This window comes from Anaerolinea thermophila (assembly GCF_020723905.1).
In the GTDB taxonomy this organism is placed as follows: Bacteria; Chloroflexota; Anaerolineae; order Anaerolineales; family Anaerolineaceae; genus Anaerolinea; species Anaerolinea thermophila_A.
Map to the genome: position 1 here is coordinate 216,488 of NZ_DYHZ01000001.1, position 26,939 is coordinate 243,426.

Annotated in this window: 14 protein-coding genes; 5 read left to right on the forward strand and 9 right to left on the reverse strand. The window is 56.8% G+C overall.

The genetic code is table 11. The features are described 5' to 3' along the window. Positions 1–3: 3 nt before the first annotated feature. A complete protein-coding gene (locus LHF31_RS00950) occupies positions 4–11,469 on the reverse strand; it encodes a sortase (protein WP_303773196.1) in 11,466 nt (3,821 codons plus the stop codon). 128 nt (positions 11,470–11,597) lie between these two features. Continuing rightward, positions 11,598–13,691, reverse strand: coding sequence for a beta-galactosidase trimerization domain-containing protein (locus LHF31_RS00955; protein ID WP_298002894.1), 2,094 nt, complete (start codon positions 13,689–13,691; stop codon positions 11,598–11,600). Positions 13,692–13,798: 107 nt separating this feature from the next. On the opposite strand from LHF31_RS00955, the gene larA reads away from it, so the two are divergent. Next, complete coding sequence (larA, locus tag LHF31_RS00960) at positions 13,799–15,115, forward strand: nickel-dependent lactate racemase (protein ID WP_303773198.1); 1,317 nt, start codon at positions 13,799–13,801, stop codon at positions 15,113–15,115. Positions 15,116–15,188: 73 nt separating this feature from the next. On the opposite strand, the gene LHF31_RS00965 is transcribed toward larA, so the two are convergent. Continuing rightward, positions 15,189–15,917, reverse strand: a complete 729-nt coding sequence (locus LHF31_RS00965; protein ID WP_298008635.1) for an endonuclease/exonuclease/phosphatase family protein — start codon at positions 15,915–15,917, stop codon at positions 15,189–15,191. 168 nt (positions 15,918–16,085) lie between these two features. Here LHF31_RS00965 and LHF31_RS00970 point away from each other — a divergent pair, with 168 nt between their 5' ends. Then, the gene (locus LHF31_RS00970) at positions 16,086–18,269 is read left to right on the forward strand and encodes a hypothetical protein (RefSeq protein WP_298008608.1); all 2,184 of its coding nucleotides are present in this window, start codon (positions 16,086–16,088) and stop codon (positions 18,267–18,269) included. A gap of 188 nt (positions 18,270–18,457) precedes the next feature. Here the strand turns inward: LHF31_RS00970 and LHF31_RS00975 are convergent, their stop codons facing one another. From LHF31_RS00975 to LHF31_RS01000, 6 genes are all read right to left on the reverse strand, one after another. After that, on the reverse strand, positions 18,458–18,910 hold the full coding sequence (locus LHF31_RS00975; RefSeq protein ID WP_298008610.1) for a hypothetical protein: 453 nt from the start codon (positions 18,908–18,910) through the stop codon (positions 18,458–18,460). Between the two features lie 22 nt (positions 18,911–18,932). Then, positions 18,933–19,451 carry a DUF4405 domain-containing protein gene (locus LHF31_RS00980; protein WP_298008613.1) on the reverse strand — a complete coding sequence of 173 codons (519 nt, stop codon included), beginning with the start codon at positions 19,449–19,451 and terminating at the stop codon, positions 18,933–18,935. A 127-nt stretch (positions 19,452–19,578) separates the two neighbouring features. Further along, on the reverse strand, positions 19,579–20,274 hold the full coding sequence (locus LHF31_RS00985; RefSeq protein ID WP_298008616.1) for a hypothetical protein: 696 nt from the start codon (positions 20,272–20,274) through the stop codon (positions 19,579–19,581). Between the two features lie 19 nt (positions 20,275–20,293). Then, positions 20,294–21,529: an ABC transporter permease gene (locus LHF31_RS00990; RefSeq protein ID WP_298008619.1), complete on the reverse strand. Its 1,236-nt coding sequence runs from the start codon at positions 21,527–21,529 to the stop codon at positions 20,294–20,296. Then, on the reverse strand, positions 21,526–22,281 hold the full coding sequence (locus LHF31_RS00995) for an ABC transporter ATP-binding protein (protein ID WP_298008622.1): 756 nt from the start codon (positions 22,279–22,281) through the stop codon (positions 21,526–21,528). The genes LHF31_RS00990 and LHF31_RS00995 overlap by 4 nt, the downstream gene beginning before the upstream one ends. Further along, positions 22,278–23,699: an efflux RND transporter periplasmic adaptor subunit gene (locus LHF31_RS01000; protein WP_303773201.1), complete on the reverse strand. Its 1,422-nt coding sequence runs from the start codon at positions 23,697–23,699 to the stop codon at positions 22,278–22,280. Before LHF31_RS01000 ends, LHF31_RS00995 begins: the two co-directional genes overlap by 4 nt. A gap of 194 nt (positions 23,700–23,893) precedes the next feature. Here LHF31_RS01000 and LHF31_RS01005 point away from each other — a divergent pair, with 194 nt between their 5' ends. Genes LHF31_RS01005 through LHF31_RS01015 form a run of 3 tightly spaced genes read left to right on the forward strand, consistent with a single transcriptional unit; the run spans position 23,894 to position 26,932 of the window. Further along, positions 23,894–24,583: a response regulator transcription factor gene (locus LHF31_RS01005; RefSeq protein ID WP_298008628.1), complete on the forward strand. Its 690-nt coding sequence runs from the start codon at positions 23,894–23,896 to the stop codon at positions 24,581–24,583. Between the two features lie 6 nt (positions 24,584–24,589). Next, a complete protein-coding gene (locus tag LHF31_RS01010; protein ID WP_298008632.1) occupies positions 24,590–25,996 on the forward strand; it encodes a cell wall metabolism sensor histidine kinase WalK in 1,407 nt (468 codons plus the stop codon). A gap of 48 nt (positions 25,997–26,044) precedes the next feature. Next, the gene (locus LHF31_RS01015; protein WP_303773202.1) at positions 26,045–26,932 is read left to right on the forward strand and encodes a DMT family transporter; all 888 of its coding nucleotides are present in this window, start codon (positions 26,045–26,047) and stop codon (positions 26,930–26,932) included. Positions 26,933–26,939 lie beyond the last annotated feature (7 nt).

Sequence of the window (26,939 nt, forward strand, 5' to 3'; positions counted from 1 at the left end):
CAATTACTTTACTTCTATCAGGACTGCCTGCACGACCACCCGGGAAGTATAGTCACGGGTGCGTTCATCATACCCCTGACAGGTAATGAGGGTCAACCACGCCCGTTCTTGATGGCTGAGCACGCTCAGGTCGTTGGGCTGGACACGCTTGACCACCCGCACGGCGTAGCGGTATTCCTGTCCGGCATAGCGGATCGTAATTGTATCGCCCCACTTGAGTTTGCCCAGATTCACGAAGGGACCGGGTTTTCCGTCTGGGCCATAGGCGTGCGCGGTCAAACCGCTATTGCCCTTCCAGGTCGGGAATGCCGTCCCTTCCAGATAGCCAACCTGACTGGTAAGCCAGGTCAAATCCCAGCCTTCCGCGGTCAACGGCACACCCATGATCGGCGCTTTCACTCCCAGCGAGGGGATTTCCAGCACCATGCCCTGATCAGCGTATTGCTTCTCCTGCGGTTGTTCGGGCAGGCGGGTCACCTGTCCAGGCGTAAAGCCAGTCCGGGGCAAAACCACCTCGGGTACCAGCAGAGAGACTTCTCCTGAAGCGCCATAGACATCCACCGACGAACCGGGGACATAAGAGCGTTCCGTCGAACGAGTATTGTACGGCGACTGCGGAATCCCGACATTGCCCGGCAAACTGCTCCAAACCACCTGTGCCACGTTGGTCACACTGTTCCCGGGTTTGATTCCGGTCACCCGCGCACGGAATTGCAGAACAGTTGCCGGTGCATCAGCGGGGAAGACATCCCATGTCGCCACCAGCGTCGGCGCGCCGCTATCCGTCAGCGTCGTGGGCGCCAGACCGCTGACAAACTGCCATGTACCGGGCACATAGGTCAAGCCATAAGGCACCACATCGCTCAATGTAACATCGTAGGCAGGACCTTCGTTATCGGGATGGCGGGAAAGGGTGATTGTGTAAGTCACTTCCTGTCCTTCCAGCGCTTCACGCGGGGTGACCGTCTTTTCCACCATCAGTTTCGGCTCAATGATGCGCACCGGTGTGGCTTCGGCTTCCAGCGATCCGCCTACCCAGGTCCACCGGGCATGGTTGTTGAGAGTCACACCACTCACGTTTTCTGCCGTGTTCAGCACCACCACGCGGTAACGCACCACCAGCGGTTGTGGATCGGGCGAGGTGTTGGTGACGTTGCCAAAATTCAACACCATCCTGCGTCCGGCATCGGCAGGATTGGCGCTTCCCGCCGGCTCAGTGACAATGCTGGCAGTATTGCAAATAGCCGTCAGCGGACCCGCAGAAGCCGTAACGGCGGGATCAGCAGTGATCGACTCACATCCGATGAAGGCAAGTCCGCGATCCAGGGTATCGGTCAGCACCAGATTCTGGACAGCACCGGAAGGAATGTCCAGCGCAATCTCGTAGGTCAGCACTTCGCCCACTGCAACTTCCGGATTCGTGGTAAAGTCCTGATTGGTTTCCACCAGCCGCTTGGCGCTCACCCCAATCTCATCCATATCCGTAGAGGTGTTGTTGTCAGGCGTGGGGTCATCGCCGTTTTCGCCATCATCCCGAACGGTAGCCGTGTTCCAGATGCGCAGAACTTCCGGGTTCAGCGGATCGTCCACCGCCACAGCAAACTGCGCGGTGAAGGTCGCGCCTGCCGCCAGAGTGCCCACATTCAGGGTACACACGCTCCCGGCGCTGTTATCCGGCGTGCAACTCCAGCCTGCTGTGCTGGAGGAAGGTACAAAAGTAGTGCCGCTCGGGACGGTTTCCTCAATCGCCACTCCGGTGGCATGCTGATTGCCCACATTGCGCACCGTCAGCGTGTACACCAGAGTTTCACCCGGTGAAACCAGATCCACGCCATCGCTCTTTTCAATGGTCAAATCGGGTGCTGCACCCAGGGGTGTTGTATCGTTTCCGGTGTTGTTCCCCGGCGTCGGGTCTGCCCCGTTTGCGCCGTCATCGGAGATCACCACCGTGTTCGCTATCTGCGTCACCCCCGCGGGCAGCGGATTGTCCACCGTCACCGCAAACACCGCCGTGCCACTGGCTCCACCCGCCAGCGTCCCCAGACTCAGCGTGCAGGTGCTCCCCGCATTGTTATCAGGCACACATGTCCATCCTGCCGTGCTCGCTCCCGCATTGAACACGCTGTGCGCCGGTACCGTCTCCGTCAGCACCACATTCGTCGCCGCCTGGTTGCCCACGTTCGCATAACTCAACGTGTACGCCACCACATCCCCAGGCGACGCCGTCACCCCGCTGTCTGTCTTGCTCACCGTCAGATCCGGCGCCGCCTCCACCGGTGTGTCATCACTGCCCGTGTTGTTCCCCGGCGTCGGGTCTGTACCATTCGTGCCGTCATCGGAGATCACCACCGTGTTCGCTATCTGCGTCACCCCCGCGGGCAGCGGATTGTCCACCGTCACCGCAAACACCGCCGTGCCACTGGCTCCACCCGCCAGCGTCCCCAGACTCAGCGTGCAGGTGCTCCCCGCATTGTTATCAGGCACACATGTCCATCCTGCCGTGCTCGCTCCCGCATTGAACACGCTGTGCGCCGGTACCGTCTCCGTCAGCACCACATTCGTCGCCGCCTGGTTGCCCACGTTCGCATAACTCAACGTGTACGCCACCACATCCCCAGGCGACGCCGTCACCCCGCTGTCTGTCTTGCTCACCGTCAGATCCGGCGCCGCCTCCACCGGTGTGTCATCACTGCCCGTGTTGTTCCCCGGCGTCGGGTCTGTACCATTCGTGCCGTCATCGGAGATCACCACCGTGTTCGCTATCTGCGTCACCCCCGCGGGCAGCGGATTGTCCACCGTCACCGCAAACACCGCCGTGCCACTGGCTCCACCCGCCAGCGTCCCCAGACTCAGCGTGCAGGTGCTCCCCGCATTGTTATCAGGCACACATGTCCATCCTGCCGTGCTCGCTCCCGCATTGAACACGCTGTGCGCCGGTACCGTCTCCGTCAGCACCACATTCGTCGCCGCCTGGTTGCCCACGTTCGCATAACTCAACGTGTACGCCACCACATCCCCAGGCGACGCCGTCACCCCGCTGTCTGTCTTGCTCACCGTCAGATCCGGCGCCGCCTCCACCGGTGTGTCATCACTGCCCGTGTTGTTCCCCGGCGTCGGGTCTGTACCATTCGTGCCGTCATCGGAGATCACCACCGTGTTCGCTATCTGCGTCACCCCCGCGGGCAGCGGATTGTCCACCGTCACCGCAAACACCGCCGTGCCACTGGCTCCACCCGCCAGCGTCCCCAGACTCAGCGTGCAGGTGCTCCCCGCATTGTTATTGGGCACACATATCCATCCTGCCGTGCTCGCTCCTGCATTGAACACGCTGTGCGCCGGTACCGTCTCCGTCAGCACCACGTTCGTCGCCGCCTGGTTGCCCACATTCGCATAACTCAACGTGTACGCCACCACATCCCCAGGCGTCGCCGTCACCCCGCCGTCTGTCTTGCTCACCGTCAGATCCGGCGCCGCGTCCACCGGTGTGTCATCACTCCCCGTGTTGTTCCCCGGCGTCGGGTCATTGCCATGGGTGCCATCGTCAGCGATATACACCACGTTCTGAATCTGCATTACCCCTGCGGGAAGCGGATTCACCACCTGTACCTGAACGGTCAACGTTCCAGATGCACCGGGATTCAAAGGGCCCAGGTTATATGTACACACACTGCCTGCATTGTTATCGGGCAAACAGGTCCAGCCTGCCGGACCCACAAAGGTAGTGTGATCGGGCACCGTTTCAGAAACCACCACGCCGGTAGCAACACCGTTGCCGGTATTGCTGTAACTCAAGGTGTAGGTCACCGTACCACCCGGTGTGGCGGAAACATCTCCATCGGATTTGGAAATTTGCAGGTCAGGACCGGTGCTGGTCAGAGTGACCGCAGAAGCGCGCACGTAATCATTGACGCCGCCACTTCCGGTGCGTTCGCCGCTATCCGAACCGGAAAGCGAAGTCCACACCAGTCCGGCGTTATTGGTCATGGTTGTGCCAAAACCGGGGGTGGTTACCTGCGCCTGATAGGTAATGACGCCGGTTTGCCCCAGCGGGAGGGTATCCCAGCGCACCAGCAGGTTAGGCGCGCCACTGTCATCCAGCACAGTCGGCGCATATCCGCTGGAAGACAGAGAACCCGGCACATAGGTCAACCCGGCGGGAATAACATCCGTCAAAACCACATCCTGGGCATCGGCAGTGCTGGCGGCGGAGTGCGCAATCGTCAGGGTAAACGTAACCACCTGCCCTAACCCCGGTGTGAGGGTGCTGGCAGTTTTGCTCAGGGCAAGGTCAGGTTCCACGAGCGTCATGGTCACCGGCGTTGCCTGCACCACAGGACCGCTTCCTGCCTGCAGACTGGCAGCGTTGTTCAGGGTCACCCCGTTCTGGTTTGCCAGTTCATTAACCACCACAGCCGTCAAGCGCAAGCGCAGAACATTGTTCGCCGGATCGTTGTCCGGGGCAACCTGAATCGGCTGGTTAAAGGTAAATATCACATCATCGCCACTACTCCCTGCCGAGGCGACAGTCGGATCGGCGCTGTCCACCGTACCGTTGAAACCGGTGAGATCCAGCACACCGCTTCCGCTGACATAGGCAAGACCGGAGGGAAGATCATCGGTAACCACCACAGGCGCCGGGATGGTGCCTTCAGGCAGGGAGACTGCCAGTTCGAAAGTGACCGTTTCTCCAATGGTCAGGCTGGCTCCAGAAGTGTGCCCGGCAGAAGTGGAGATCAATGCTTTGCTCAGGGAGTATCCGGCAGAGGTAAAGTTTGCTGAGGCGCTGGTTTGATAGTCATTAATGCCACCACTGCCATCCCGCTCCCCGCTCACCGTGCCGGAGAGAGAACTCCATACCCCATCGGCTGTATTGGCAACCGTCTGACCCGGGGTAAGTGTATCGTTAAGGGTGGCGGTAAAGGTCACCGTAGCGCTTCCTCCAGGCGGAATGACCGCAATGGTGATATCCAGTGTATTCCCGACAGAAGCATTGGTTACTCCAGAAGCGCCGCCCGCCAGGGTAACATTCACTGAGCCGGTATCCAGCGTCAAAACAGCAGGAAGGGTGTCGGTGAGACGGACATCATATGCCGGGCTGACGTTGGCGCCGCCTGGATTGCTCAGCACCAGAGTATAGGTTGCCACCCCACCGGCGTCGGCTGGCGTGGGCGGCACAACCGTTTTGCTCAGGGTAATGACCGGCTCCACCAGCGTGACCGGATCGCTGGCATTGAGCGTTCTGGATGCCCCGGAAGCGTCTGTGTACGTCAGCGAGGCAGTGTTATTCAAAGATACCCCCTGCTGATTACCCGACACGTTTGCCACCTGAGCGGTGAAGGTCAGGGTCACCGGGCTGGAAGAAATCACCGCGTCGCCAAAGTCAATGCTCAGGGTTACCGGCGCACTGCCGTCATTGGGTGAACTCACCGTAACGCTGACCGGTGCGGTGATTCCCGCACCCACGCTCAAACTGCCTGTCTGGTAAACCAACCCGGCAGGCAGCGTATCGGTGATGGTCAGGTTGCGCAAGGTGCCCAGAGGAGATTGCACGGTAAGCGTGTAGGAAATCACCTGCCCGATGGTAGCCTGAGTCAGACCGCCATCGCTCTTGGTAAAGACAGGCGCCGGACTGGTGAAGGCTGCGGTGGCAGTATCCTGCGTACCATCGTTGGGATAGGGTGTGGTATCGTCATACACCCGTTCGAAAGCGTCACTGCCGTCGTGAGACGACCAGTCAGCATCCACCGTATTGACATGCGCCCCATCCAGATGCAGAGAAGAAAGCGCCACCGCCTGGTAGGTGCACTCAATGAAAGCATCCGGATTCGTTGCCGGGATGTCCCAGGAGCCTGCCGGCACACCTTCAAAGAGCAAATTCGCGCCGTTATCCGTCACCGACACAGCAATGGGAGCAGTGCTTGTGCCATCAAAGAACTGGCAGGATGCCGAACCTGCCTGGTACGCCACCCCCTGCGCCAGCGTATCTACAGCAGTCACGTCATACGCAGGGCTGTTGCCGGTATTGGTGAAGCGCACCGTATAAGTCAATACGTCCCCTGCCTGCACATTTGCATTCGGTGTAACGCTCTTGGTAGTGGTAATGGTCGGTTCAATGATGGTCATGTTCGCGGAAGAAGACGGCACCGCAGGACCATTATAGGTTACCGTGCCGGTGTTGGTGCGAATCACGCCGTCCACATTCCCGGCGATGTTCAGCACCCGTGCGGTGATCTGGATCAGGAAGGCGTTGTTATTCGCCACATTATCAGCGGTTGTGGGCGTATCGCCAAAGTTGAAGGTGATATCGCCGCCGCTTCCACCCGCCTGCGTCACCGTAGGCACAGGCAGAGCGCCATTGTAATCTGCCGCCAGCAAGCCGCCGCTGGACGCGGCAGAGGTGATGATCTGGTACGACTCGACTTCCAAGCCCACAGGGATGTCATCTGTGACCACCAGCGCCTGCGTCACCCCTTCGGGGAGCGTTACCAGCAAGTTGTAAGTCACCAGATCGCCAATGGTGTAAGACGAGGGAGAGACGCTCTTGACAATTTGCGGCGAATTGGTTGCCACAATAACCGCCGTGCTGCTGGCGCGGTAATCATTGTTGGGGTTGGGCGTCTGTGAGCCATCGCGCTCCCCGTAATAATAACCGCCGGGTGGAACAGACCCCGCCAGGGGCGTGCCACTTCCGGGCAAACTGGTGTAGGTGAGGGTAGCCGTATTGTTGATGCTGAAGCCATTCGGCGCCGACGGGCTGATGGTAGCGTCTATGGTAATGGTAATGGTCTGACCGGGATCAAGACAGGTGGCATTCATCGTCATCACCTGTCCGGCAAAACTGGCAGTGGCATTGAAGGGCGTACCCCCTGCACAGGTTGCCCCCTGAGATGAAGTCACGCTGACCGTCCCCGGAACCAGATAACCGTCCAGCGTATCGCTAACCACCAGGTCGAAAGCGGTGACACGATTGGCACCCGATTGTGCCCCAACCGTAATGGTAAAGGTGACGGGGTCACCGGCATCGCCGGAGGCAACCGAAGCGCTTTTGCTGATGGTCAACAAAGGCTCAGCCACCACCACGTTGACCGTGCCAGAGATGGAGTTCGAAGTCCCATTGATATAAGTTCGGGCATAATTTCCTCGCGTATCTCCGGCATCATTCGAGCCGCCGCCGGTATTGTCCACAACAGCGTTGAATTCAATCACCACAAACTCGTTATCGGAATCCGAATCGGCATTGACCAGATTGCCCAGTTTGAAGTAAACATCATTCCCCGTCTGCGATCCACCTGCCAGATCGGCAAAGTTATCCACATTCGAAGAAGTGCTGGGCGTACTGCCGATATTCCCATCTGCCAGCGTGCAGGGCAAAGGCGAAGGCGGGTTTGTGGCATTGGCGGCATTACCGGTGATGGTACAGCCCACAGGAATCGCCGGAACAATCCCCACCCCGGTGGAAGTGAACCCCGCCCCGTTGGACACAAAGGCAATCGTCGCCGTACCATCGTTCAGGAAGGTTAATCCGAGAGGCAGATCATCAAAAACCTGAAAATTGTTCTGGGTTCCTTCGGGGACCGACACCACCAGGCGATACCGCACAATTTCGCCGATTGCCACAGCATTGCCTGAAGTATGCCCCTCGGACGTTGCCACCAGGAATTTGGAGGTCACCGTACTGGCAAAGGAGACATTTGCGGATGCGGAAGACTGGTAATCATTCAGCGGTGCGCCACTGCCATCGCGCTCTTCCGAACTGGTATTGTAGGGCGAGCGATCTCCCGGAGAGCCGCTCAGGCTCGTCCATGTGGTGACAGCCGTATTGGTCACTGCCGGGTTGCCTGCCCGCACCGTGTTATTGACTGTTGCCTGGAAGGTCAATTCACAGGAAGTGTTGCGAGGGAACACGGCAAAGGTCGCCGTCAGGGTAGGAGCCGCAGAATCGTTCAGCACCGGCGCGCCTGCCGAACAGGAAGCCACTGAAAAACTGCCGGGCACATAGGTTAACAGGGCGGGGACCACATCAGTCATGACCACATCGTAGGCATCAGTATCAGTGGCACCGTTGGGATTGGTCAGAGTAATGGTAAAGGTGACCACGTCGCCGGCATCCCGATTACCAGAAGGGAGGCGTGATTTTCCGGTAATAATGTTCGGTTCAATCACGGTCAGGTTGGGCGCAGAAACCGCCCCCAGACTGCCGCCGCTCCATGAAAGCCCGGCCAGGTTATTCAACTGCGTCCCGGATTGATTGCCGGTAACGTTCAACACCACTGCCGTGTAGCGGATGGTGAGCGTTTCCGCCTGAGCATTATCACGATTGGCATTGGTGATGGTGCCCAAATTGAAAGTTACCGTTCCGCCCCCGGCACTCACAGTTGGGTTGGTAGGATCATTACATGCCGCAGCAAACCCACCCGCCAGGTCGGTGGAGAGATCAGGCGAGGCGGCAATGCTGAGACAATCCACAAACGCCAGTCCGCTGTCCAGGGTATCGGTCAGCACCGCAGAGGGGAGCACCCCCTCAGGCACGGTCACAGTGACTTCGTAGGTGACCAGTTCACCGATCACTGCCTGGGTGTTGCCATTGGTCGCCGAATTGATCTCGGTCCCTACCAGCGTTTTGGCTGTGGATGGGCGCGCCACCGAAACGGAAGCCGTTTCGCTCACCCCCGAGGGGACATGATTGGCACCGCCCTCTGAACCGGCAAACGCTGTAAGACGCCCGGTGTTTGTCAGGGTGCTTTGCGCCTGCACCGTACCATCCAGAGTCACATCGAAGGTGATGACCGCAATGTTGCGACCGCTGGTCAGGTCGTAGGGATCCAGTGCGCCTGCCGGATTTGCCGTAGGACCCGGATCATTCAGCACAATACCGGTGGCAAACAGATCGGTTTCCGCTCCGGTGTAACCAATTGCCGCACCCGTTCCATCGGTTACACACAACGAACCCGGCACAAAGGTCATACCGACGGGCAGACTATCGGCTACACGCACATCAAAGGCGCCGTTCAAGCCGCTACCGGTGTTCTCCACCGTAATGGCAAAAGTCACGCGGTCGCCGGCATCCACTCCACCGGTGATATTGCTGTCTATGGGCTGAGAGGCAAGCCCGCTGGAATTCACCGTTCCAGTAAAGCGCGGGCATCCTGCACCGGAGAAGGTCACCCCTGCCGGGGCAACCTGCGCCGGGTTAAACACCGCGCCAGCGTTTTCGGACCAGACTACACCTTTGCGAACGTTCAGAACCGGCTCGGTGAGTTGAATCTGTACAACCGAATCCGCTACACTGTCACCTGCATTGGTTGCGCCTTCATGCCCGCGGACCTGGTTGGTCAGGTACAATCCATCTGCAAAGGGATCAGACCGGACCGTCACGGTGAAGAGTAAATCCACCACGGTGGACTGATTTCGGGTATCATCATAACTGCCATAGGTAAAGCGCAGACTGTTCTCCGAACTGTTGGTGAGGAGCGTGGGAACGATTCCGGAGTAGACGTAGAATGTATCTGCGGGACCAAACTTTGCCTGTCCCGGCGGCGGAGCCGCCGCGCTGACAGTGGGATCAAACGTGGTCACCTCGGTTGCCAGGAATACCGGCAGAGGGAGATAATCAATCAGATACAGATTTTCCACATCACTGGTGGGCAAAACGTAGCGCAGGCGGTACGTTACCGTATCGGCAGGCGCAACCCGCACTGCGGTACACGGCTGAGGGGAACAAGCCACCCCGTTGACGGCGTAAATGGTTTTTTCCACAGTTCCCCGTGGAATAGAGGTTTCTACCTGACTTGAATCCTGTTCATCCTCGCCGGTGGGGGTCAGATTCGCCACATTCAGAACATTGGACATGACCGTAACCAGATTGTTCAGAATGTCACCCTGGTCCACAGAGGGATCGCCAGAAGGATAATTCACCACGAAATTTTCCTGCACCACCGTGCGGAAACGCAGGGTCAATGTGGTGGCGCCGCCGTTAAAGGAGGCGCAATCTGGCGCAGGACCGCCCGTCCCACCGTCGGGAACGCATCCACCCAGCAGGATACGGTCCAGTCCGCGGCTCTGGAGTTCAGAGGACACGCGGAAAGTTACCTCACTGAAGCCTAAAAAGACATTCGGCAGCACGGTGTAGTTGGCGGAGTTCATCGGCGCGCTGGTAGTAGCACCGTGCTCGGTCACCGAGAGCACCGGCGTAAAGGTAGCATCCCACGCCTGACCATCAGAAAACAAATCGTCAATCACCAGATCGGTCAAGGCGAAGAAATCGGAGACCTGTACCTGTAAGGTGTACTCCAGGGTGTCACCGGGGGAGAGCGGCGCCGGAGAGAGATTGGACACTGATTTCTGGATGGCAATGGATTTCAAGGTCAGGGTGTAATCGCTGGGCGGCAGATTGGAGATCACCAATCCACTGGTATCACGCGGGTCCAGCGGTGTCCAGTTGCCCTCTCCACGTGAATCGTTCAGAGAAGGAACATCATCGCCCGTAACGGGGTTGAGAACGGGGTTACCGCCAGCATCATTCAAGGGAGCGTAAAAAGTAAACTCCACTACCGCATCGGCAGTGCCTGCACCACCCGTCACCGATGCCCACTGCACCACCAGATCATTATTGGGGGGGAGTTGCGCACCCGGGGTCACCGGCTGGTCAAGAATCACGGCTCCGCCCGGCGAAATTGAGGTAACCGCCAGAAAAGCCAGATTGGGAGGGAGCAAATCGGTCACCGTCAACCCCGTGATTGTTTGTCCAGCGGCAATGTCCACCGTAATGCGGTACGTACGAGGGAAGTTAGGTCCGGTAGCGGTTTCGTCTTCGGGGCCCAGGTAGGTTTTGGTCACCCGAATGAGAGTCGGAGTGGTGGAAGAGACAGTCCACGCGCCGATAATGGAAGGGTCAGTGGCAGGATCGGAGACAGGCGTCTCCCCAAATTGATAACCGCCGCGCGCCTGAATATTCAGGGGGGTACCCACATCGGCGTAATTGCTCATATTGACATTGACAACGACTTCTACCGGCGGCTGATCGGGAACAAAGGACCCAAACGGCAGAAGCAGCACCACCAGTTGATCGCCGGGGGTGCCGCACACCTGCACAGGTGCACCGCTGGTATCTACCGCATATGGATGTGCCACACATCCAGTCGGGGCAGGGAATGTCAGGACCACAGACGACAACGGCACACCCAGGTAGGTTGCGCCGTTGAATGTCAGTCCATCATCTCCATCCGCTCCGGTTGCCGGAAAGATCAGGTCAATGAAGGGACCATATCCCGGGACTGTGCCATTATTGTCAAAAGTGACCGTGAAGGTAAAGGGCTGTCCCAACATGGTCTCTGCAGAGATATTCAGGGACACGTCGGTGGTAGGCTGAGCCAGAGGACGAGCCTCTACCACCCCCAAAGGCAACACGGTCAACAGGATCAGGACGATTCCCCAGATTGACCCGATTCTCAAAACGGCTTTTCTGTCCATATCCCCTCCCAAGGCAGTTATAGTCTCTTCCGGACCGTATTCGATTTGGCATTAACAATTCAAGTTTACATAAGAACACTCTCCCAAACAGCCAAGAAAAATTACAAAAATATTACAGATATAATTACTTATTGACCTGAATTCATCACAATAACCCTTACTTCATAAGGAGAAAGCGTCAGGGTCAGTTGTTCCTGTGAACGCTCCACGGGGAAATGAAGCAAATCCTCCACCTGCCGGGCAGGGACAGAGACCTGAACCGTGACCGTTTCACTGGTTGGATTGGTCAGGAACCAGGCTTCCTGATTTCCCAAAACACGGCGGCGCAGCAACAAGTCTCCCACCCGTTGAGGACGCACCCCAAACCACCCCAGTAACCGGCGCACAAAGAGACGCGCCTCCGGTTCAATGTGAGCAAAGGCACTGTGCCCAACCGCTGTGCCAATCAGCCATGCCTGTCCGCGCACCCCCACCCGGAAGGCACCCGCCGGACGCCCACGGTACCAGAACACCGGCTGACTGCCCTGATTTTCAATCTGCTGAACCCATACGCTGGCACGCACACGCAAGCCCTCCATGGGTCCGCGCCCTTCGAGGTAGCCCGCTTCGTCCCTCTCCCGCCAATGATGCTCCAGAGGTGACCAGCGCGGAGACTCATCCGGCTCATCCACGAGACGTTGATTCACCACCCGCACGCCAAACAGGTAACGCAAGAGCGGAGAGAACTCGCCGGGAACTGCCCATCCATCTTCCGTCAACATTCCTGTTCCGACTTCACTGACCAGATTGCCTCCTGCAGAGACGTACGCCGAAAGGCGGCGGGCAGTTTCATTTTCCAGAGCCAGCGGCAAAGGCAAAATCAGCGCACGATACCGTTCTGCCAGGGCTTCATCCACAGCCTCGGCAGGAACAAAATCCATTGGGAAGCCCTCCTCCCAGAGCAACCGGTGCCACCCGCGCACACTGTAATGATAATGCTCTCCAAGACCGGGCAGGGTTTCACACACCCGCCGGTTGATATCATCCAGCACAATACCCACCTGTACATCCGCAAGGCGTCCCTGCATGAACAACTCCGCCTGGGATTGAAGTGCCTTTCCCAGCGAAGCAACTTCCCGCATCCGCGGTGAGGACTCCCCCTCACTCTCCAGCAAAGCAAAACCGCGCTCCAGAGGGTTCAGCCCGGGGCGCACCCCCGAAAGTCCTACCCCACTGGCCCCGGCGCTGAGGGCAGTCAGCACCCAGCGCCGCAATTCCTCCGGAGAGGGTGAACTTCCCTCCTGCCAGAGGGTTTGCTCAGGACCTGCCTGAAGCGGAACAACCCGGAACGGGCGGAGATCAGATCCCCAACTGCGTGCGCGGTCGCCCGCATACGCTACGGAAAGCATCCCAGCAAGCGCGGTTCCTCTCTGACGAACGCGCTCTTCCGGGTGCGCTGCAGCATCGTCCCAGCGATGTACAGCCTGACGCGAGGGAAAACAGGACACTCCCGGTAGATCAGCGGGCACACCGGGATGAGGGAACTGACCGGGTAGATCCAGCGAGAGCGCATGTACCGGTCGCTGGCGGGCATCGGCGGAGTGAACAGTCTGCATCAGCCGGTGGAACCACTCCAGACGCCAATTTTCCAGAAAGGCCTGCCATGCCACCCGTTGAGGCACATCTTGCGGCCGCCAGTATTCTGGACGGATCTCTTCCCAGGCGGTGTAAGCCGTCTTCCAGCGCTCGTTGAGGGCATTCAAATCTCCGTATTGTTTCTGGAGCCAGTGAGAGAAGGCTTCAACAGCACGGGCAGAGGGCAGGACATCCATCACGGCTTCGGTCTGGCGAAAATCGGGCACATCCACACCCCATCCGGCAATTTCATCCCAGGTGCTCCATCGCTCCACCACCCTTCCCACGAATTGCGCGAAGGATTCTACGGGGTCAGAGATGTGCCCGGAAACGGTCATCCACCATCCCGACAGAGATGAGACCTGGAATACCGGCAACAGGTCCATGGATAACTGACGGGCTTTGTTCAGCCAGGATTCATACACCTCCCAGCGCCAGTCCTCCTCGCGCGGGGACAGGATGGCGCAGTTGACAGGAAAGTACACCAGATGAATACCCTGCTGGTGAAGAATTTGCAGATCACGATCCAGTTCGCCGGACAAAGGCATCGGTTCACGGTACAGAACCACCCCAAGTGGAAAAAGGGAAGACGGTTGAGATACAGGCATGTTTTTTTCCTCGCGGCTAAGATTGGGAGTATTTTACCCTGCTTGCGGTTCAAAATGCATGTATGATAAAGAATATCCTCAAGTCGAACCGCTACAGGAGGAACTCCATGAGTCATTCTCCCATCTCTCTCCCCTGGGGAAAGGACTCCCTCACCCTGGAATTGCCCCCTTCATGGAACCTGATGGGTGTACTGGGACCCTCTCCCCTGCCCGGTGTAGCCAGTGCGGAAGATGAAACCGCTCGCAGACTGCAGGAAGTCATCGGCAGCCCGTCGCTGGCAGAACTGGCGCGCGACGCCCGACATGTGGTTGTGGTGATTGACGATGGCAGTCGTCCCACTCCCATTGCCCGGTTGTTCCCTGCGGTCATGGCAGAACTGGAGCGCGGCGGCGTTTCAGCAGAACAGGTCACCGTGATTCCGGCGCTGGGAGTGCACCGTCCCATGCAGGCAGAAGAAGTGGCTCAACGCATCGGCGGGGAGTGGATGAGCCGGGTGCAATGGGAAAGCCATGATTGCGATTCTCCAGAACGTCTTGCCTTTTTAGGGACAACCTCGCGGGGCACCCCTGTTTACCTGAACAGGACCGTTGCCGGGGCGGATTTAATTGTTTCCATTGGCTGTATTGAGCCGCACATCATCGCCAGTTTTGGCGGCGGTTATAAAAATCTCATTCCCGGGGTAGCCGGTCGTGCCACCATCGCTCACAATCATGCACTGAACTGCCATCCCTCCACCTTCAACATGGTCGGACAACCCATCGAGCGCAATCCCATGCGCCTTGACCTGGAAGAAGGTGCGCAAATGCTTAAGGGGAAGGTGTTCATTGTCAACGCCGTGCTGAACAGCGCTCTGGAAGTCGTCAAAGTTGTCAGCGGGCACCCTATCCATGCTCACCGCGCGGGTACACAGGTGAGTGCGCAGATTTACGGCGTTCCCATCCCAGCCCCGGCTGATGTGTTGATCACCGCATCCTACCCCATGGATCAGGATCTGCGGCAGGGGGTGAAAGCGCTGGCAAACACCATCCGCGCGCTCAAGCCCGGCGGGGTTATGATCACCACAATCCGCGCCGAAGAAGGGGTAGGCGTATTTGGACTGGCAAACCGCAAATTACCGGTTGGACGCAAAGTCCTCAGACTGCTGGCACCGTTGCTCCTGCCGCGCGTTCCGAAACTTCGCCTGAAAGGCATGGGAGAAGAGGATAAATTCTTCCTTTACTTTGCCCTGCAAGCCATGCTTCAAGGCACGCTCCTGCTTTACGCTCCCACCATCCCGCTGGAAATTCATGAACGGTTGCCGTTCGTCTCCTTCGTCCCCGATCTTCAGACGGCGCTTAACGTGGCAAAACAACGCTTCCCCGAAAAAGCCCATGTGCTGGTCTTCCCTCAGGGGGGAATGACCTATCCAATTCTTCCCGGGTAAGGGTATTGCTACTGGTAAAAGGTCTTTCAGGCGGGGTGAAAAGTCTTATCCCGCCTGAAGTTTTGATGATCGGCTAAACCATGCTGTACGGGCTTCTGGGAACGAACTCCACCACCACCGGACAGTGATCGCTGTACTCCAGCCATTCTGCTGAGGCACCCACCTCCACCCGTTTAAGGCGTCGAATCCAGCGCGCCGGGAAAAATACATAATCAATATGCCCTGCCTGTTCGGCTTTACGCCCCCGAAAAAAAGTGGGGGTCTTCTCCATGCCAGTCTTCTCTCCGGTGGCAAAATGGTAGGCACTGACCAGCCCCAGCGTTTGCAGGTTCGCCGCCAGAACGGCATGATTGCCAATCCGTCCCCGGGGAGTGGAACGTTGATTGCTGTTGAAATCTCCCAGAATGACCGTATCGGCAGAAAGAATGAACTCCCGGTACACCCCCAGCGCCCGGTAAGCCTGCCCGCTGTATGCCAGCCGCCAGTCGGCATGCTTCATTGTCCAGACGGCTATGAGATGAAAAGGGATCGGGGTTTTCACCTCAACCGGAATGGCATAGTGAATGGTGGGATCAAACATTTCGCTGACCTGAAACGACACTCCCGTCCATGAGAAGATTCCGACCCCCCGGGTGGGCTTTTCGCCATACCAGGTTGCACTTATCGGCGCATTTCCCTGCTTCCAGGGAATGCGCTCAAGGCTCTCGCATTCCTGCACCACCGCCACATCGGGACGGAGAGCGGCAAGAGCCGGGTATTTCTTGCGAAACGCCCCCTGACAGTTCCAGGTAACCAGTTTCATCAAGGGCGATTATACCGGTTTTGCTTTTTTTCAGGCACAGGTGAGAAATATTCCCCATATCTATCTCTTAAATTTTGTGCTATTATGATAAAGTAAATCAATTTTATTTATGTTTTCAGCCTTTTCTGAAGGTGAGAAAACAGCCAAGCCGCATAATGGAGGTGCTGGATGGTTGAAGAATTGAACAAAAGTAAATACCGGACGCTCCGCGTCCACGTGCGATTCCCGGATCGAGCAGAAGGTGACAAGACCCCGCCGATCCGGGTTTATTTGTTTGACTCGCAGGGAGCCCTCGCCGACAGTCAGCCTCTCAGTGAAGAAACGGTGAGTTTACGCATCCTGCCCGAACAGAACTACCGTCTGTACGTAGGTCCTGATTTACTGGGAGGTGAAAAAACCCCACCCCATGATTTGCTTTCTCAACTGGTCAAAGCCAGAGCCGTTTTACAGGATGTCATTGCCCCACTGAAGCCTTCTCTCATAGACATTGCCATCTCCAAAGCCATCTTTCGTTGCTGGTGGAAATACTGTGTGGTTGTGCGGGGAAACGTGCGCAAGCAACTCAGTGCGGGAAACTATACCACCATCTGCAAAGGCACAGTCAAAATCTACGAGGTAGATTTCCTGTGCTATATTCAACGCCTGCCCTTCCCCGAACTGGAGAAACTACGCGATGACCTGCTGGATCTGTTGCGGCCGCGTCCGTTCCCGCCCATTCCCGAACCATTTCCCTTCCCCATCCCCGAGCCTCAACCACCCATCCCGCCGATACCCGGACCCGGTCCCGACCCGGTGCCATTCCAGCGCATATCGCTGATTTCTCAGCCCGCAGCGGAAAGCGCACTGTCCAGCACAACCATGATGAAGGCTTCGGCAAATCTTTCAGAAGTAACCTCTCAACTTGCGGTTTTGAAAGGCGATGCCCTTCAACAGGCATTGGTTTCGAACAAGGCAATTCTGGCGCCATACCTTTGCCTCCTCCTGCCGGATTTCTGGTACTGCCTCAGACTGCTGGCAGAAGTGCCCATCCAATCTGATGGATCTTTTTACAAGGAATTGTGCTTCTGGTGCCCTTCGGACATCCCCGACCTGTACTTCCGGGTGACTCAAAACATCGGCGGTGTGGAGAAGACCGTTTACAGCCCGCCGATTTCGTGTAACACCTACTGGAACTACAACGGCACCCCGCCCATTCAAATCACCGTCACTGACCCCGAAGCGGTTGCCTGCCTGGAAGAACCCGACCGTCCTATCCCCGGCGATGAACTGTACGTCTGGCCCACCGCCATTGGCAACATTGACCTGCGCAACATCACCGACCTGGAAGGCAACCCTGCGGTCAGCACAGCCACCACCGGACTGGTCAATGGCACTACCCCCTGGGCGGGAACGCTGGCGTTGCAAATGGTGTTCGATCCACGTCTGAAGACCCACAGCAACGTGCGGTATTATCGCTGGTCTTACAAGTTTGAGGGCGACCCGGATTTCACCCCCATCCGCACAACGGTCACCCACCGCTACATGGTGGTGACCTATGCGCCGCTCACCATTCACCTGGTTCCTGTCACCCTGGGACCCAAAAAGGTCAACGCGACTGATCATCTCTTCGAGGTACCCGATGCCCATCCGGGAGACGGCTGGGTGAACATCAATGACCCGATAGACCGCCCCTTTGCTTACTTTGACAGCACCGGAAATCACCTGCCACCCTTTACCTATATTGACAGCGTCTCCGTGCCACGCCGCACAGGACTGGTGACCTTAATGCTGGAAATGTTTGACGCTAACGGCAATCTGGTATCCTGCTCCAACCTTGGCGGAAGCGGTCCGTTTAAGTTTGTCCTGCCCGACCTGACCACCCCGGACAAATACACCAGCGTCCTGACAGCCAACAACATTACCCCACAGGGTCAGTTGATATTCCGCGTACGGGTGGACAACAATGACACCATTGCACAACTGTCCAACGTGCGCACGCCTGCCGGAACGGCTGATTCCTGCGGCTTCCTGCGCTTCAATGCACTGACCGATCCGGTCAGCGTGGACTACGTGGCTCGCCACCCCAATTCCTTCCTGACATGGTCTTTGAGCATTTCACGCGGTTTGTGCGGTGGAGTAGCCTCCACCAGCGGGTCGGGTAGTTCGCCTGCTCTCCCGCCGCCTCCAACCGCCACCTTTGCCAACGCGGCATCGTACCTGTTGCGCAACCTTGGCGGCAGTTGCGCCGCCTGTAATGATGGCGCGGCGTTTGCCGTCAACCTCTTTACCTATGCCACTGCTACTGACGGGTACGGGCGTCAATCGCAATATGACCGTCACGCCGCCATCGCCTTTGCGCTCATGAAGAGTTAACAAAAAAAACCGATCAACGTGAAGCGACAGTCCTGTAAACAGGCAGGCTGTCGCTTTGCATTCCGGTAAGAGGAGGAGATGATGAGTAATGAAGGGGATATCTATAAATATGAAAGGGGTAATGTTAAAATGGCTCAGCCTCCCGGACATAGGAGGCTGAGCGTTCCGAAGGAGAGAGGAAAATTGGCTTAACTGGCTGGAGGTTCTTCTCCCTGAGAAGGCACAGGCGGTTCAACTGCTGGCTGAGATGACGATCCCGGAGAACCATTTCTGGATGAAGCCGGTTTGCGTTTCCCCAGCAAATACCCGGCGAGGAAGACTGCCGCGGTGACCAGCGCGAAAACCAGCAGACGGGAAGCAAATTGCAGTACACCCAGCCCAAAGGGGAGCGGACTGCCATGGAATCCGCCCTCACGACCGCCGCGGGGGCGCACACCATTCCCATCAGGAACGCCATCAAAGCGTCGGAATTCATCGCCATCCCAGCCACGCATGCGGTATCCTTCCTGCAGAGCAGGGCGCCCTGCCCGGAGCATTGAACCTGCCCAACCGCGATTAACGACCCAGATCACTGCACCTGCGATGACGATGATAGATGCCAGCACCACTAAAATTTTTCCAACCCATTTCAAGACTTTCATGTTTTTTACCTCCTGTTGTAAGTTATGATTTCCGAACCCGTTCCACTTCCACCATCACCGGTTGCGCCTGCGGGGTTGTGCCACGAAGACGCAGTGAGGCAATGGGCGAAACGATATACCGCTTGAACATGGAGACCACCCATTTCCAGTTGAGCGCAAAATGCAAAGCAGTCAGCCATAACACCAGATCTGCCGAGAGCGAATGCAGGATACGCCAGTCCTGATTTTCAATGACGGATACTCCCAGGGCAGGGAAAACCACCCGTGAGATCATCAGTCCACTGACCATCACCGTGACCATTGCCACGAGCAAAAGCGCATCCACCACAAATTTCAGCCGTGAGATATGGAAGAGTTTGCGGAAGAAGGTCTTCAGCACCCCAATCACCCAGTCCCAGTGAAGCAACATATGCACAATCAAAGTGCCCGCCAGCGCCACAGAAAGCCACTCATGAATCTCCAGTCCGGTGACCTCAGGTTCCAGTGCCATAAGGAAAGCGGCAAAAATTCCGGCATCAAGGATAAAGTTAGTTTTGTTCATTGTTTACACTCCTGAATTTTTTATCTGGTTCTGGCTCATCATACAGGCTGAAGATTTAAATTTCATTTAGAACCGATTCAGATTCAAGCAATTCTGGATAAAAACTCTCTTAATCTCTTTGGCAAGATCACCCCCCGGCAGCGCGGGTTTCCAGAAGTTGAATCAGTGGGTCCAGAAACAACCGATTCATCCCCAAACCGCGGCGCTGTGCCATGCGCGTGGGATCGGGTGTAATTTGCTGTCTACCCTCTCCCATCGTTCCCGGCGGCGCCCCGGCACCACCCAAACCGCCCTCCGGCGGTATGCCGCCCGCTCCTCCCGGAAAACCACCGCTACTTTGAACGCGCTGGGCAACGCGGGTGGCCATTTGATCCTGTGTCAATGTCCCGTTTTCTCCCATGGGAGCATTGAAAGAGATACCATATTGCTCCATTAAGGCGCGGAAATCGTCCTGTGTGAGACTCATCGCCTGAATCTGTTGAATCTGTTCTGCAGTCAGGACTTCCTGAATCTGCTCATAGAGTGCCTGAATCTCTTCCGAAGAGGCAGTATCGCTACTGCTGAGCGTTTTCACCGCTTTCCATAAAGGGAGCAATGTCTGGGCTTGCTCAGCGGTGACTGCCCACCGGGTTCCTTCCAGTTTCAGAATTCCAACCGCCAGACGCGTTTCTAAAGACATCTGGGCTGCGTTTTCGTTCCCTGCGGCAAGCGGTGTTTCCATAGCGCTAGACGGTTCCGATGCCCCCCCTGTCGTCGAACAGGCACTCAAGGCAATCTGCAAAGCCAGAACCAAACCCAACCAGACAAACCATTTTTTCGACATTTTTCCTCCAGAGATACAGTTATTCATGGCGCAAGGCTACAATGGGATCCAGATCGGCAGCCTGCTTTGCAGGCAGAAAACCAAAGAAAACACCCACCAGCGCCGCAGACAGGAATGAGAATCCAATCGAGTAAGGCAAAACCACCGTGCGCATCCCGCCCAAGCGTTCGAACAGATAGGCACCGCCGATACCTGCCAGAATTCCCAGCAACCCGCCTACCAGGCTGAGCAACAAGGCTTCCATGAGAAACTGCACCTGAATATCCGCAGGCGCCGCGCCTACTGCCTGACGTAAGCCGATTTCCCTGGTGCGCTCGGTGACGCTGACCAGCATGATATTCATAATGCCAATCCCGCCGACAATCAGCGAGACGCCGGCAACCCACGCCAGCAGGGTGCGGAACGATTCTGTAGTGGATTCCTGCGTGGCGATGATGTCCGCCTGAGTACGGATGGTAAAGTCCAGAGAGTCCAGCGTGACTCCATGGCGGTTTGCCAGCAAGAGAGTTATCTGTTCAATTACTTTATCCATGTCGGCATCCGGGTCCACGGATACAATGATCTGGCGCACGCGATCGCCCATGATCCGGGCAAACTGCGCTGGCATGAACTTTTTGAACACCAGAGTAATGGGTACGTAAATCTGCTGGTCAAAATCCACCCCGGCAACCAGCCCTTTTTCCGCCATCACCCCAATGACAGTCAGTTTGATGGAATTAACCGATACCGTCTGCCCAATGGGATCAGTTTCGCCAAAAAGTTCTCCGGCAACCGTTTTTCCCAACACCACCACCTTGGAGGCACGCTCCAGTTCCGTATCGTTGTAAAATCTGCCCTGTTCCACCCGCACATCGCGGACGGTTGGGAAGTCCGGCGTGGCACCGACCATCATGACATCTTCCAGCGAGGTGTTTTCATACTTGACCGTCACACTGGTCTGCTGTTCTACCGTCACCCCAGCCACACCAGAGATCCGTTCTCGAATAGCCGTCATATCCTCATATACCAGTCCGCCGCGCATGGTTTGAGGTCCGCCGGTAGGACCACCCCGGCTGAAGGCTGAAGAAATAAACACCAGATTGCTCCCCAGACCATTAATGGCTTCAGAGATGGCGGCTTCTGTACCGGCGCTGATGGCAACCATGACAATCACCGCTGCCACACCAATGATGACCCCCAGCATGGTGAGGAAAGAGCGCAGTTTGTTTGCCATCAAACTGTCCCAGGCAATCTTGAGCACTTCGCCGAATATCATGATGACCTCCCTTCACCGGAAGCAAGGCTTTGAGTTTCCCGATGATGACCATTTTTGCGATCTGAGGCTAATTTCCCGTCGCGAATCATCAGCACTCTCCGGGCATGGCGCGCCATATCGGGTTCGTGGGTGACCATGACAATGGTGCGTCCGCGTGAATTCAGGTTGATGAGTAACTGGATGATTTCCTCACTGGCATGGCTATCCAGATTTCCTGTGGGTTCATCCGCCAGAATGAGCAGAGGATCATTGATCAGCGCCCGCGCAATGGCAACCCGTTGTTGCTGACCACCCGATAACTGATTGGGGTAATGATGAGCCCGGTCCGCCAGTCCCACGCTTTCCAAAACGGCAAGGGCTTTTTCTTTCCTTTCGGTATGGCTCAAACGCTCTTCTCGCCGGTACAGCAAAGGCAGGAGAACATTTTCCAGGGCTGTGAGGCGGGGAAGCAGATTGTAAGACTGAAACACAAACCCCAGTTGCCGGCTGCGAATTTCCGCCAGTTGCGCGCGTTTATAGCCACTGACATCCTCACCTGCCAGAATGTACTGTCCCCTGGTCGGGCGGTCCAGGCAGGCAAGGATATTGAGCAAGGTACTCTTCCCGGAACCGCTTGGTCCCATGATGGCAACAAACTCCCCGGAATCGATGGTCAGGTCAATCCCATCCAGCGCAACCACCTGGTTTTCGCCCGAACCGTAAATTTTGACCAGTTGAACAGTCTGGATAATCGGCACGGACTCGCTCATCATTTCGTCTCCACAGTACCGGTGGTTACCACTTCACCCACTGCGATTCCCTCAAGGATCTGAGCATAGGTGGCGTCTTTAATCCCAACCTTCACAACCCGCAAGCGGGGTTTGCCGTCTGTCCCAACCACAAAGACACCGTAGTTGCCATCTCCCAGATCGCGCAGGGCTTCCACAGGAACCAGCACCGCGTCATCCGCGCGGGCAGCGATGATATCCACAGCAGCGTTTAAACCTGCCAGCAGGGGCTGGTTCAAGGTGACCTTGCTCAAATCCAGCGCCACAACCCCTTTCAGCACTTTGTAACCACCTTCGGTGACCAGACTGGGGGAAACCTGCTGAACCGTACCCGGGAAGGTTATGTCTGGCAGGGCATCAAAAATCACTTCAGCAGGATATCCCACTGCCACTTTATCCATATCGGTCTCATCCACAGCAAATTCCACCAGCGGATGGAACAGGTCAATCAGGGTGATGAACGTGCCCGTACCTGCCGGGTCTCCCACTTCACCAGCCACCGAAAGCACCGTACCTGCAAATGGCGCCCGCAGGATTGCTCCTTCGTAGTTCTTTTTCGCCTGCTCGTAGGCAACCTGTGCATTGAGCACCTTACTTTCTGCCTGTGCCAGGGTCGTGGGGTCTATGCCACTGTTGGCTTCCAGTGTTGCCAGTGTGACTCTGGCTTTTTCCAGATTACTCTTAGCAATGACGTATTCCGCCTGTGAAGCGGTGATCTCGTAATCGTAATATCCTGAGCAGTAACGGTAATTGGCATAAGCCTGATCCATGCTTTGTCTGGCTGGTAAAACGCGGGTCAGGTAATCCGCCCCACTGGATTTAAGATCTTCATATCGTTCTTTGGCTTTGAGATAACTATCGTAATAAGCCGTCGTGGTTTCCTCGGAACAGCGGCTCTGTCCCGACTGTTTGAGCGATGCCTGCGCCGTTTGCAAAGCCTTCTCCGCATCCGAAACTGCCAGACGCGCTTTCGCCAGGTTTTCTTCTCCGCTGGCTTTGAGCGTTTCCAGTTCCTGCCGGGCAAGCAAAAGGGTCACCTCGGCAGATTTCATTACCGCTTCCAGCGAGGTGCGGTCTGCCAGTTCAGCCAGCACCTGTCCCTCTTCCACCTGCTGTCCCACAGAGACGTAAACTGCTCCCACAGTCCCACTGACCGGGAAAGACAGTTCGGCAGTTTTTCCAGCGGTGAGGATTCCGGTACCCGAAGCCGAAACCACCAGACTTCCCCGGCGTGCCTGCGCTGTCTGTGTCTGCGGGGTAGCGGCGGCGCTGGCGGTTTGCGTACGGGGCACCCAAACAGCAAAATAGCCCCACCCTGCCAGAACCAGTACAATCACGATAATCAACCCGATGACGAACGGTGGAAGGCGCTTCTTCCCTTGAGACGTGGTTTTCATGGTCATTCCCTTTTCTCAGATTGCGAAATTTCGCCCTCATCATAGCGAGAAGAGATTTAGAATGGATTTAGAAAAAATGAATTTTTGATGTATAAGAAAGGGGAGAAACTTGTTCAGATCTAAACCGCTTCTAAACCAGATTTAAATTTTCGTGTGGTATCTTCGGGACTGACCAAGATTCATGTACAGGAAGGAACAGAATGAGCAAGACCATTTTGGTTGTGGATGACCAGTCCAGCGTACGGCAACTGCTTCAGGAATATCTGACCGAACAGGGATATCGGGTGCTCACCACTACCGATGGTCAGAGTGCTCTGTATCTGGCACGCCACGAAAACCCTGATTTAATCCTGCTGGATATCATGATGCCGCGCATGGACGGATATCAATTTCTGCGACAATTTCGACAGGAACGCCAGACCCCAGTGATCATTATCACCGCGCGCGAAGAAGAAACGGACGCGGTGCTGGGGCTGGATCTCGGCGCGGATGATTACATCATCAAACCCTTCCGCATGCGCGAACTGGCGGCACGCATCCGTGCGATTCTTCGCCGGGGAGAGGAACGTCCCGAACGGCAGGAGACCCTGCGAGCAGGGGATATTGTTCTGGATGAAAGCACCCACACCGTGACGGTAAAAGATCAGCCTGTGTCCCTCACCCCGATTGAATTTGACCTGCTGGCAACCCTGATGCGCTCTCCGGGTAGAGTGTACACCCGTGCCGAACTGGTGGAAATCCTTGCCGACAGTGGATTTGCAGGCATTGATACCACGCTCAACGTTCACGTGCGCAACTTACGCCTTAAGATCGAGCCAGACCCCAAAAATCCCCGTTACATCGAAACCATCTTTGGGGTGGGTTACCGCTTTCGCAAACAACAGGACTGATGCACCATGATGCGTTCGCTTTACTGGAAACTCTCTCTGGCAATCCTTCTGGCAGCGTTTACCACTGCCGGGCTGTTCGCTATTTTCATCCGCGTGACCAGCGCTGACCGGTTAATGCAGTTTGTCATTGACCAGCAACGCACCAAACTGGTGCAGTCGCTGAGCGAGTACTATCAAACTCATGGCTCATGGAAAGACATTCGCCAGAACTGGGGCAATGTGGAACGCCAAACCCTGCCCGAAGAATGGCAACACCCCATCGGCGAGGGGGAAAATCGCGACCCGCTGCCCCCTCAAGTCCGGGAACGTCGGGGATTATTCAGCCTGGCAGATTCCAGCGGGTACGTGCTGGTTTCTGGCGCTCCGGGATATCCAGAAGGCATCCTGCTCGATGAGCAGATGCTGAAGGAAGGCACTCCAATTACCGTGAATGGACAGACGGTGGGCATTCTTCTCTCTCCTCAACGGCTGGTCAATTTTCGTCCGGAAGAAGCCCGCTTTCTCAACCGCGTCAATCAGGCACTGGTAATCGGCGGGGCTGGCGCGTTGCTGATTGCCCTGATCATCGGCGTGTTCCTGGCGCGCACATTGACCCGTCCCATCAAAGATCTGACCCTTGCCGCCACCCGTATGGCGCAGGGGGAACTGGAACAGCAGGTGCAGGTACGTTCCAGGGACGAAATCGGGCAACTGGCACAGGCCTTTAATTTAATGAGCCAGCAAATCGCCCGCGCCAATCAACTGCGCCGACAGATGACCGCAGACATTGCCCATGACCTGCGCACCCCGTTGACAGTCATTGCCGGGTACATCGAATCCATGCGAGACGGCGTCCTGCAACCCACTCCCCAGCGGCTGGACCTGATTTATCAGGAAATCGAGCGTTTGCAGAAGATGGTCAACGACCTGCGGATGCTCTCACAAGCCGATGCGGGGGAACTCAACCTGCACCCACAGCCGGTTCAACCGGTTGCCCTGCTGGAACGCGCGGCGCAACTGTTTCAACACCATGCCAGCCAGGCAGGCATTACCCTCAAGGTGGATGTCCATGAACATACCGATTCCATTCTGGTAGATGAAGACCGCATGATGCAGGTACTGGACAATCTCATCAGCAATGCCTTGCGCTACACTCCTTCTGGGGGGGAAGTGACCCTGCGCGCCAGACAGGACGGCAAACGGGTGCTCTTGCAGGTTGCCGATACCGGTTCCGGGATTCCTGCGGAAGAACTGCCACACATCTTCGAACGCTTTCATCGCGTAGATCCATCCCGGCACAGCGAAAGCGGGGGAAGTGGACTGGGGCTTGCCATCGTGCGGGCGCTGGTTGAAGCACAGGGCGGCAGGGTGAGTGCAGAGTCGGAACCGGGGAAAGGCACCACCATTTCTGTCGAATTTCCCGCTCTGGATTGAGGGCTGAGCCTGTGGTATGATGAGCCGCAAAAGCATTGAGGATTCTTCATGGGCGAAATTGCGGCACTGCTGACATCGGTTTTCTGGGCTTTTTCATCTATTATCCACACATTTGCAGGGCGCAGGGTCGGACCGGGGGTATTGAACCGTGCCCGTTTGCTCTTCGCAGTGATCTGGATTCTGCTAACCCACTGGATTCTACAGGGAACCCCCTTTCCCTTTCACGCCACACCCGAGCGATGGTTCTGGCTGGGGCTTTCTGGCGTGGTGGGGCTGGTGCTGGGAGACTGGTTCCTGTTCTATTCTTACGTCACCATCGGCGCCCGGATGGGTACACTCATCATGGCAAGCGTCCCTATGCTCAGCGCCGTGCTGGCATGGATTTTCCTCGGCGAGACGCTTACGCCCGCCGAAATTTTCGGCATGGTGCTGGTTGTAGCGGGAATCTCCATGGTGATTCTGGACCGCACCAATGGCAATACCCATCTGCCACGGCGGGCATACTGGCTGGGGGTACTGGCAGGGTTTGGCGGCGCACTGGGACAGGCGGGCAACCTCATCCTTGCCAAACCGGGTCTGGCGGGCGATTTTCCTTCCATTTCAGGGGTAGCAATTCGCATGGTCACCGCCACAGTTGTTCTATGGGGGATAACCTTCATAAAGAAAGAGGTGCGCCCTACCCTTGACGCCTTGAAAGATCGGCGTGCCCTGGGACTCATTCTGCTGGGCAGCATGATTGGACCATTTGCCGGGGTGTGGCTTTCCATGGTAGCCATCCAGAACACACTGGTAGGAATTGCCTCTACTTTGATGGCGCTAAGTCCGGTGATTCTTCTGCCGCTCTCACGCTGGTTCTTCCATGAAAGCATTTCCTGGCGGGCGATTGCCGGAACCTTCATCTGCATGGCGGGCACAGCGGCGTTATTTTTGTTATAATTGCCTC

What these genes read in the sequence shown, in the direction of transcription:
- LHF31_RS01015 (WP_303773202.1), top strand. Translation starts at nt 26,045, where the DNA reads ATGGGCGAAATTGCGGCACTGCTGACATCGGTTTTCTGGGCTTTTTCA.
- LHF31_RS00965 (WP_298008635.1), bottom strand. Translation starts at nt 15,917, where the DNA reads ATGAAACTGGTTACCTGGAACTGTCAGGGGGCGTTTCGCAAGAAATAC.
- LHF31_RS00970 (WP_298008608.1), top strand. Translation starts at nt 16,086, where the DNA reads ATGGTTGAAGAATTGAACAAAAGTAAATACCGGACGCTCCGCGTCCAC.
- LHF31_RS01010 (WP_298008632.1), top strand. Translation starts at nt 24,590, where the DNA reads ATGATGCGTTCGCTTTACTGGAAACTCTCTCTGGCAATCCTTCTGGCA.
- LHF31_RS00985 (WP_298008616.1), bottom strand. Translation starts at nt 20,274, where the DNA reads ATGTCGAAAAAATGGTTTGTCTGGTTGGGTTTGGTTCTGGCTTTGCAG.
- LHF31_RS00955 (WP_298002894.1), bottom strand. Translation starts at nt 13,691, where the DNA reads ATGCCTGTATCTCAACCGTCTTCCCTTTTTCCACTTGGGGTGGTTCTG.
- LHF31_RS00980 (WP_298008613.1), bottom strand. Translation starts at nt 19,451, where the DNA reads ATGAACAAAACTAACTTTATCCTTGATGCCGGAATTTTTGCCGCTTTC.
- LHF31_RS00990 (WP_298008619.1), bottom strand. Translation starts at nt 21,529, where the DNA reads ATGATATTCGGCGAAGTGCTCAAGATTGCCTGGGACAGTTTGATGGCA.
- larA (WP_303773198.1), top strand. Translation starts at nt 13,799, where the DNA reads ATGAGTCATTCTCCCATCTCTCTCCCCTGGGGAAAGGACTCCCTCACC.
- LHF31_RS01005 (WP_298008628.1), top strand. Translation starts at nt 23,894, where the DNA reads ATGAGCAAGACCATTTTGGTTGTGGATGACCAGTCCAGCGTACGGCAA.
- LHF31_RS00950 (WP_303773196.1), bottom strand. Translation starts at nt 11,469, where the DNA reads ATGGACAGAAAAGCCGTTTTGAGAATCGGGTCAATCTGGGGAATCGTC.
- LHF31_RS01000 (WP_303773201.1), bottom strand. Translation starts at nt 23,699, where the DNA reads ATGACCATGAAAACCACGTCTCAAGGGAAGAAGCGCCTTCCACCGTTC.
- LHF31_RS00995 (WP_298008622.1), bottom strand. Translation starts at nt 22,281, where the DNA reads ATGATGAGCGAGTCCGTGCCGATTATCCAGACTGTTCAACTGGTCAAA.
- LHF31_RS00975 (WP_298008610.1), bottom strand. Translation starts at nt 18,910, where the DNA reads ATGAAAGTCTTGAAATGGGTTGGAAAAATTTTAGTGGTGCTGGCATCT.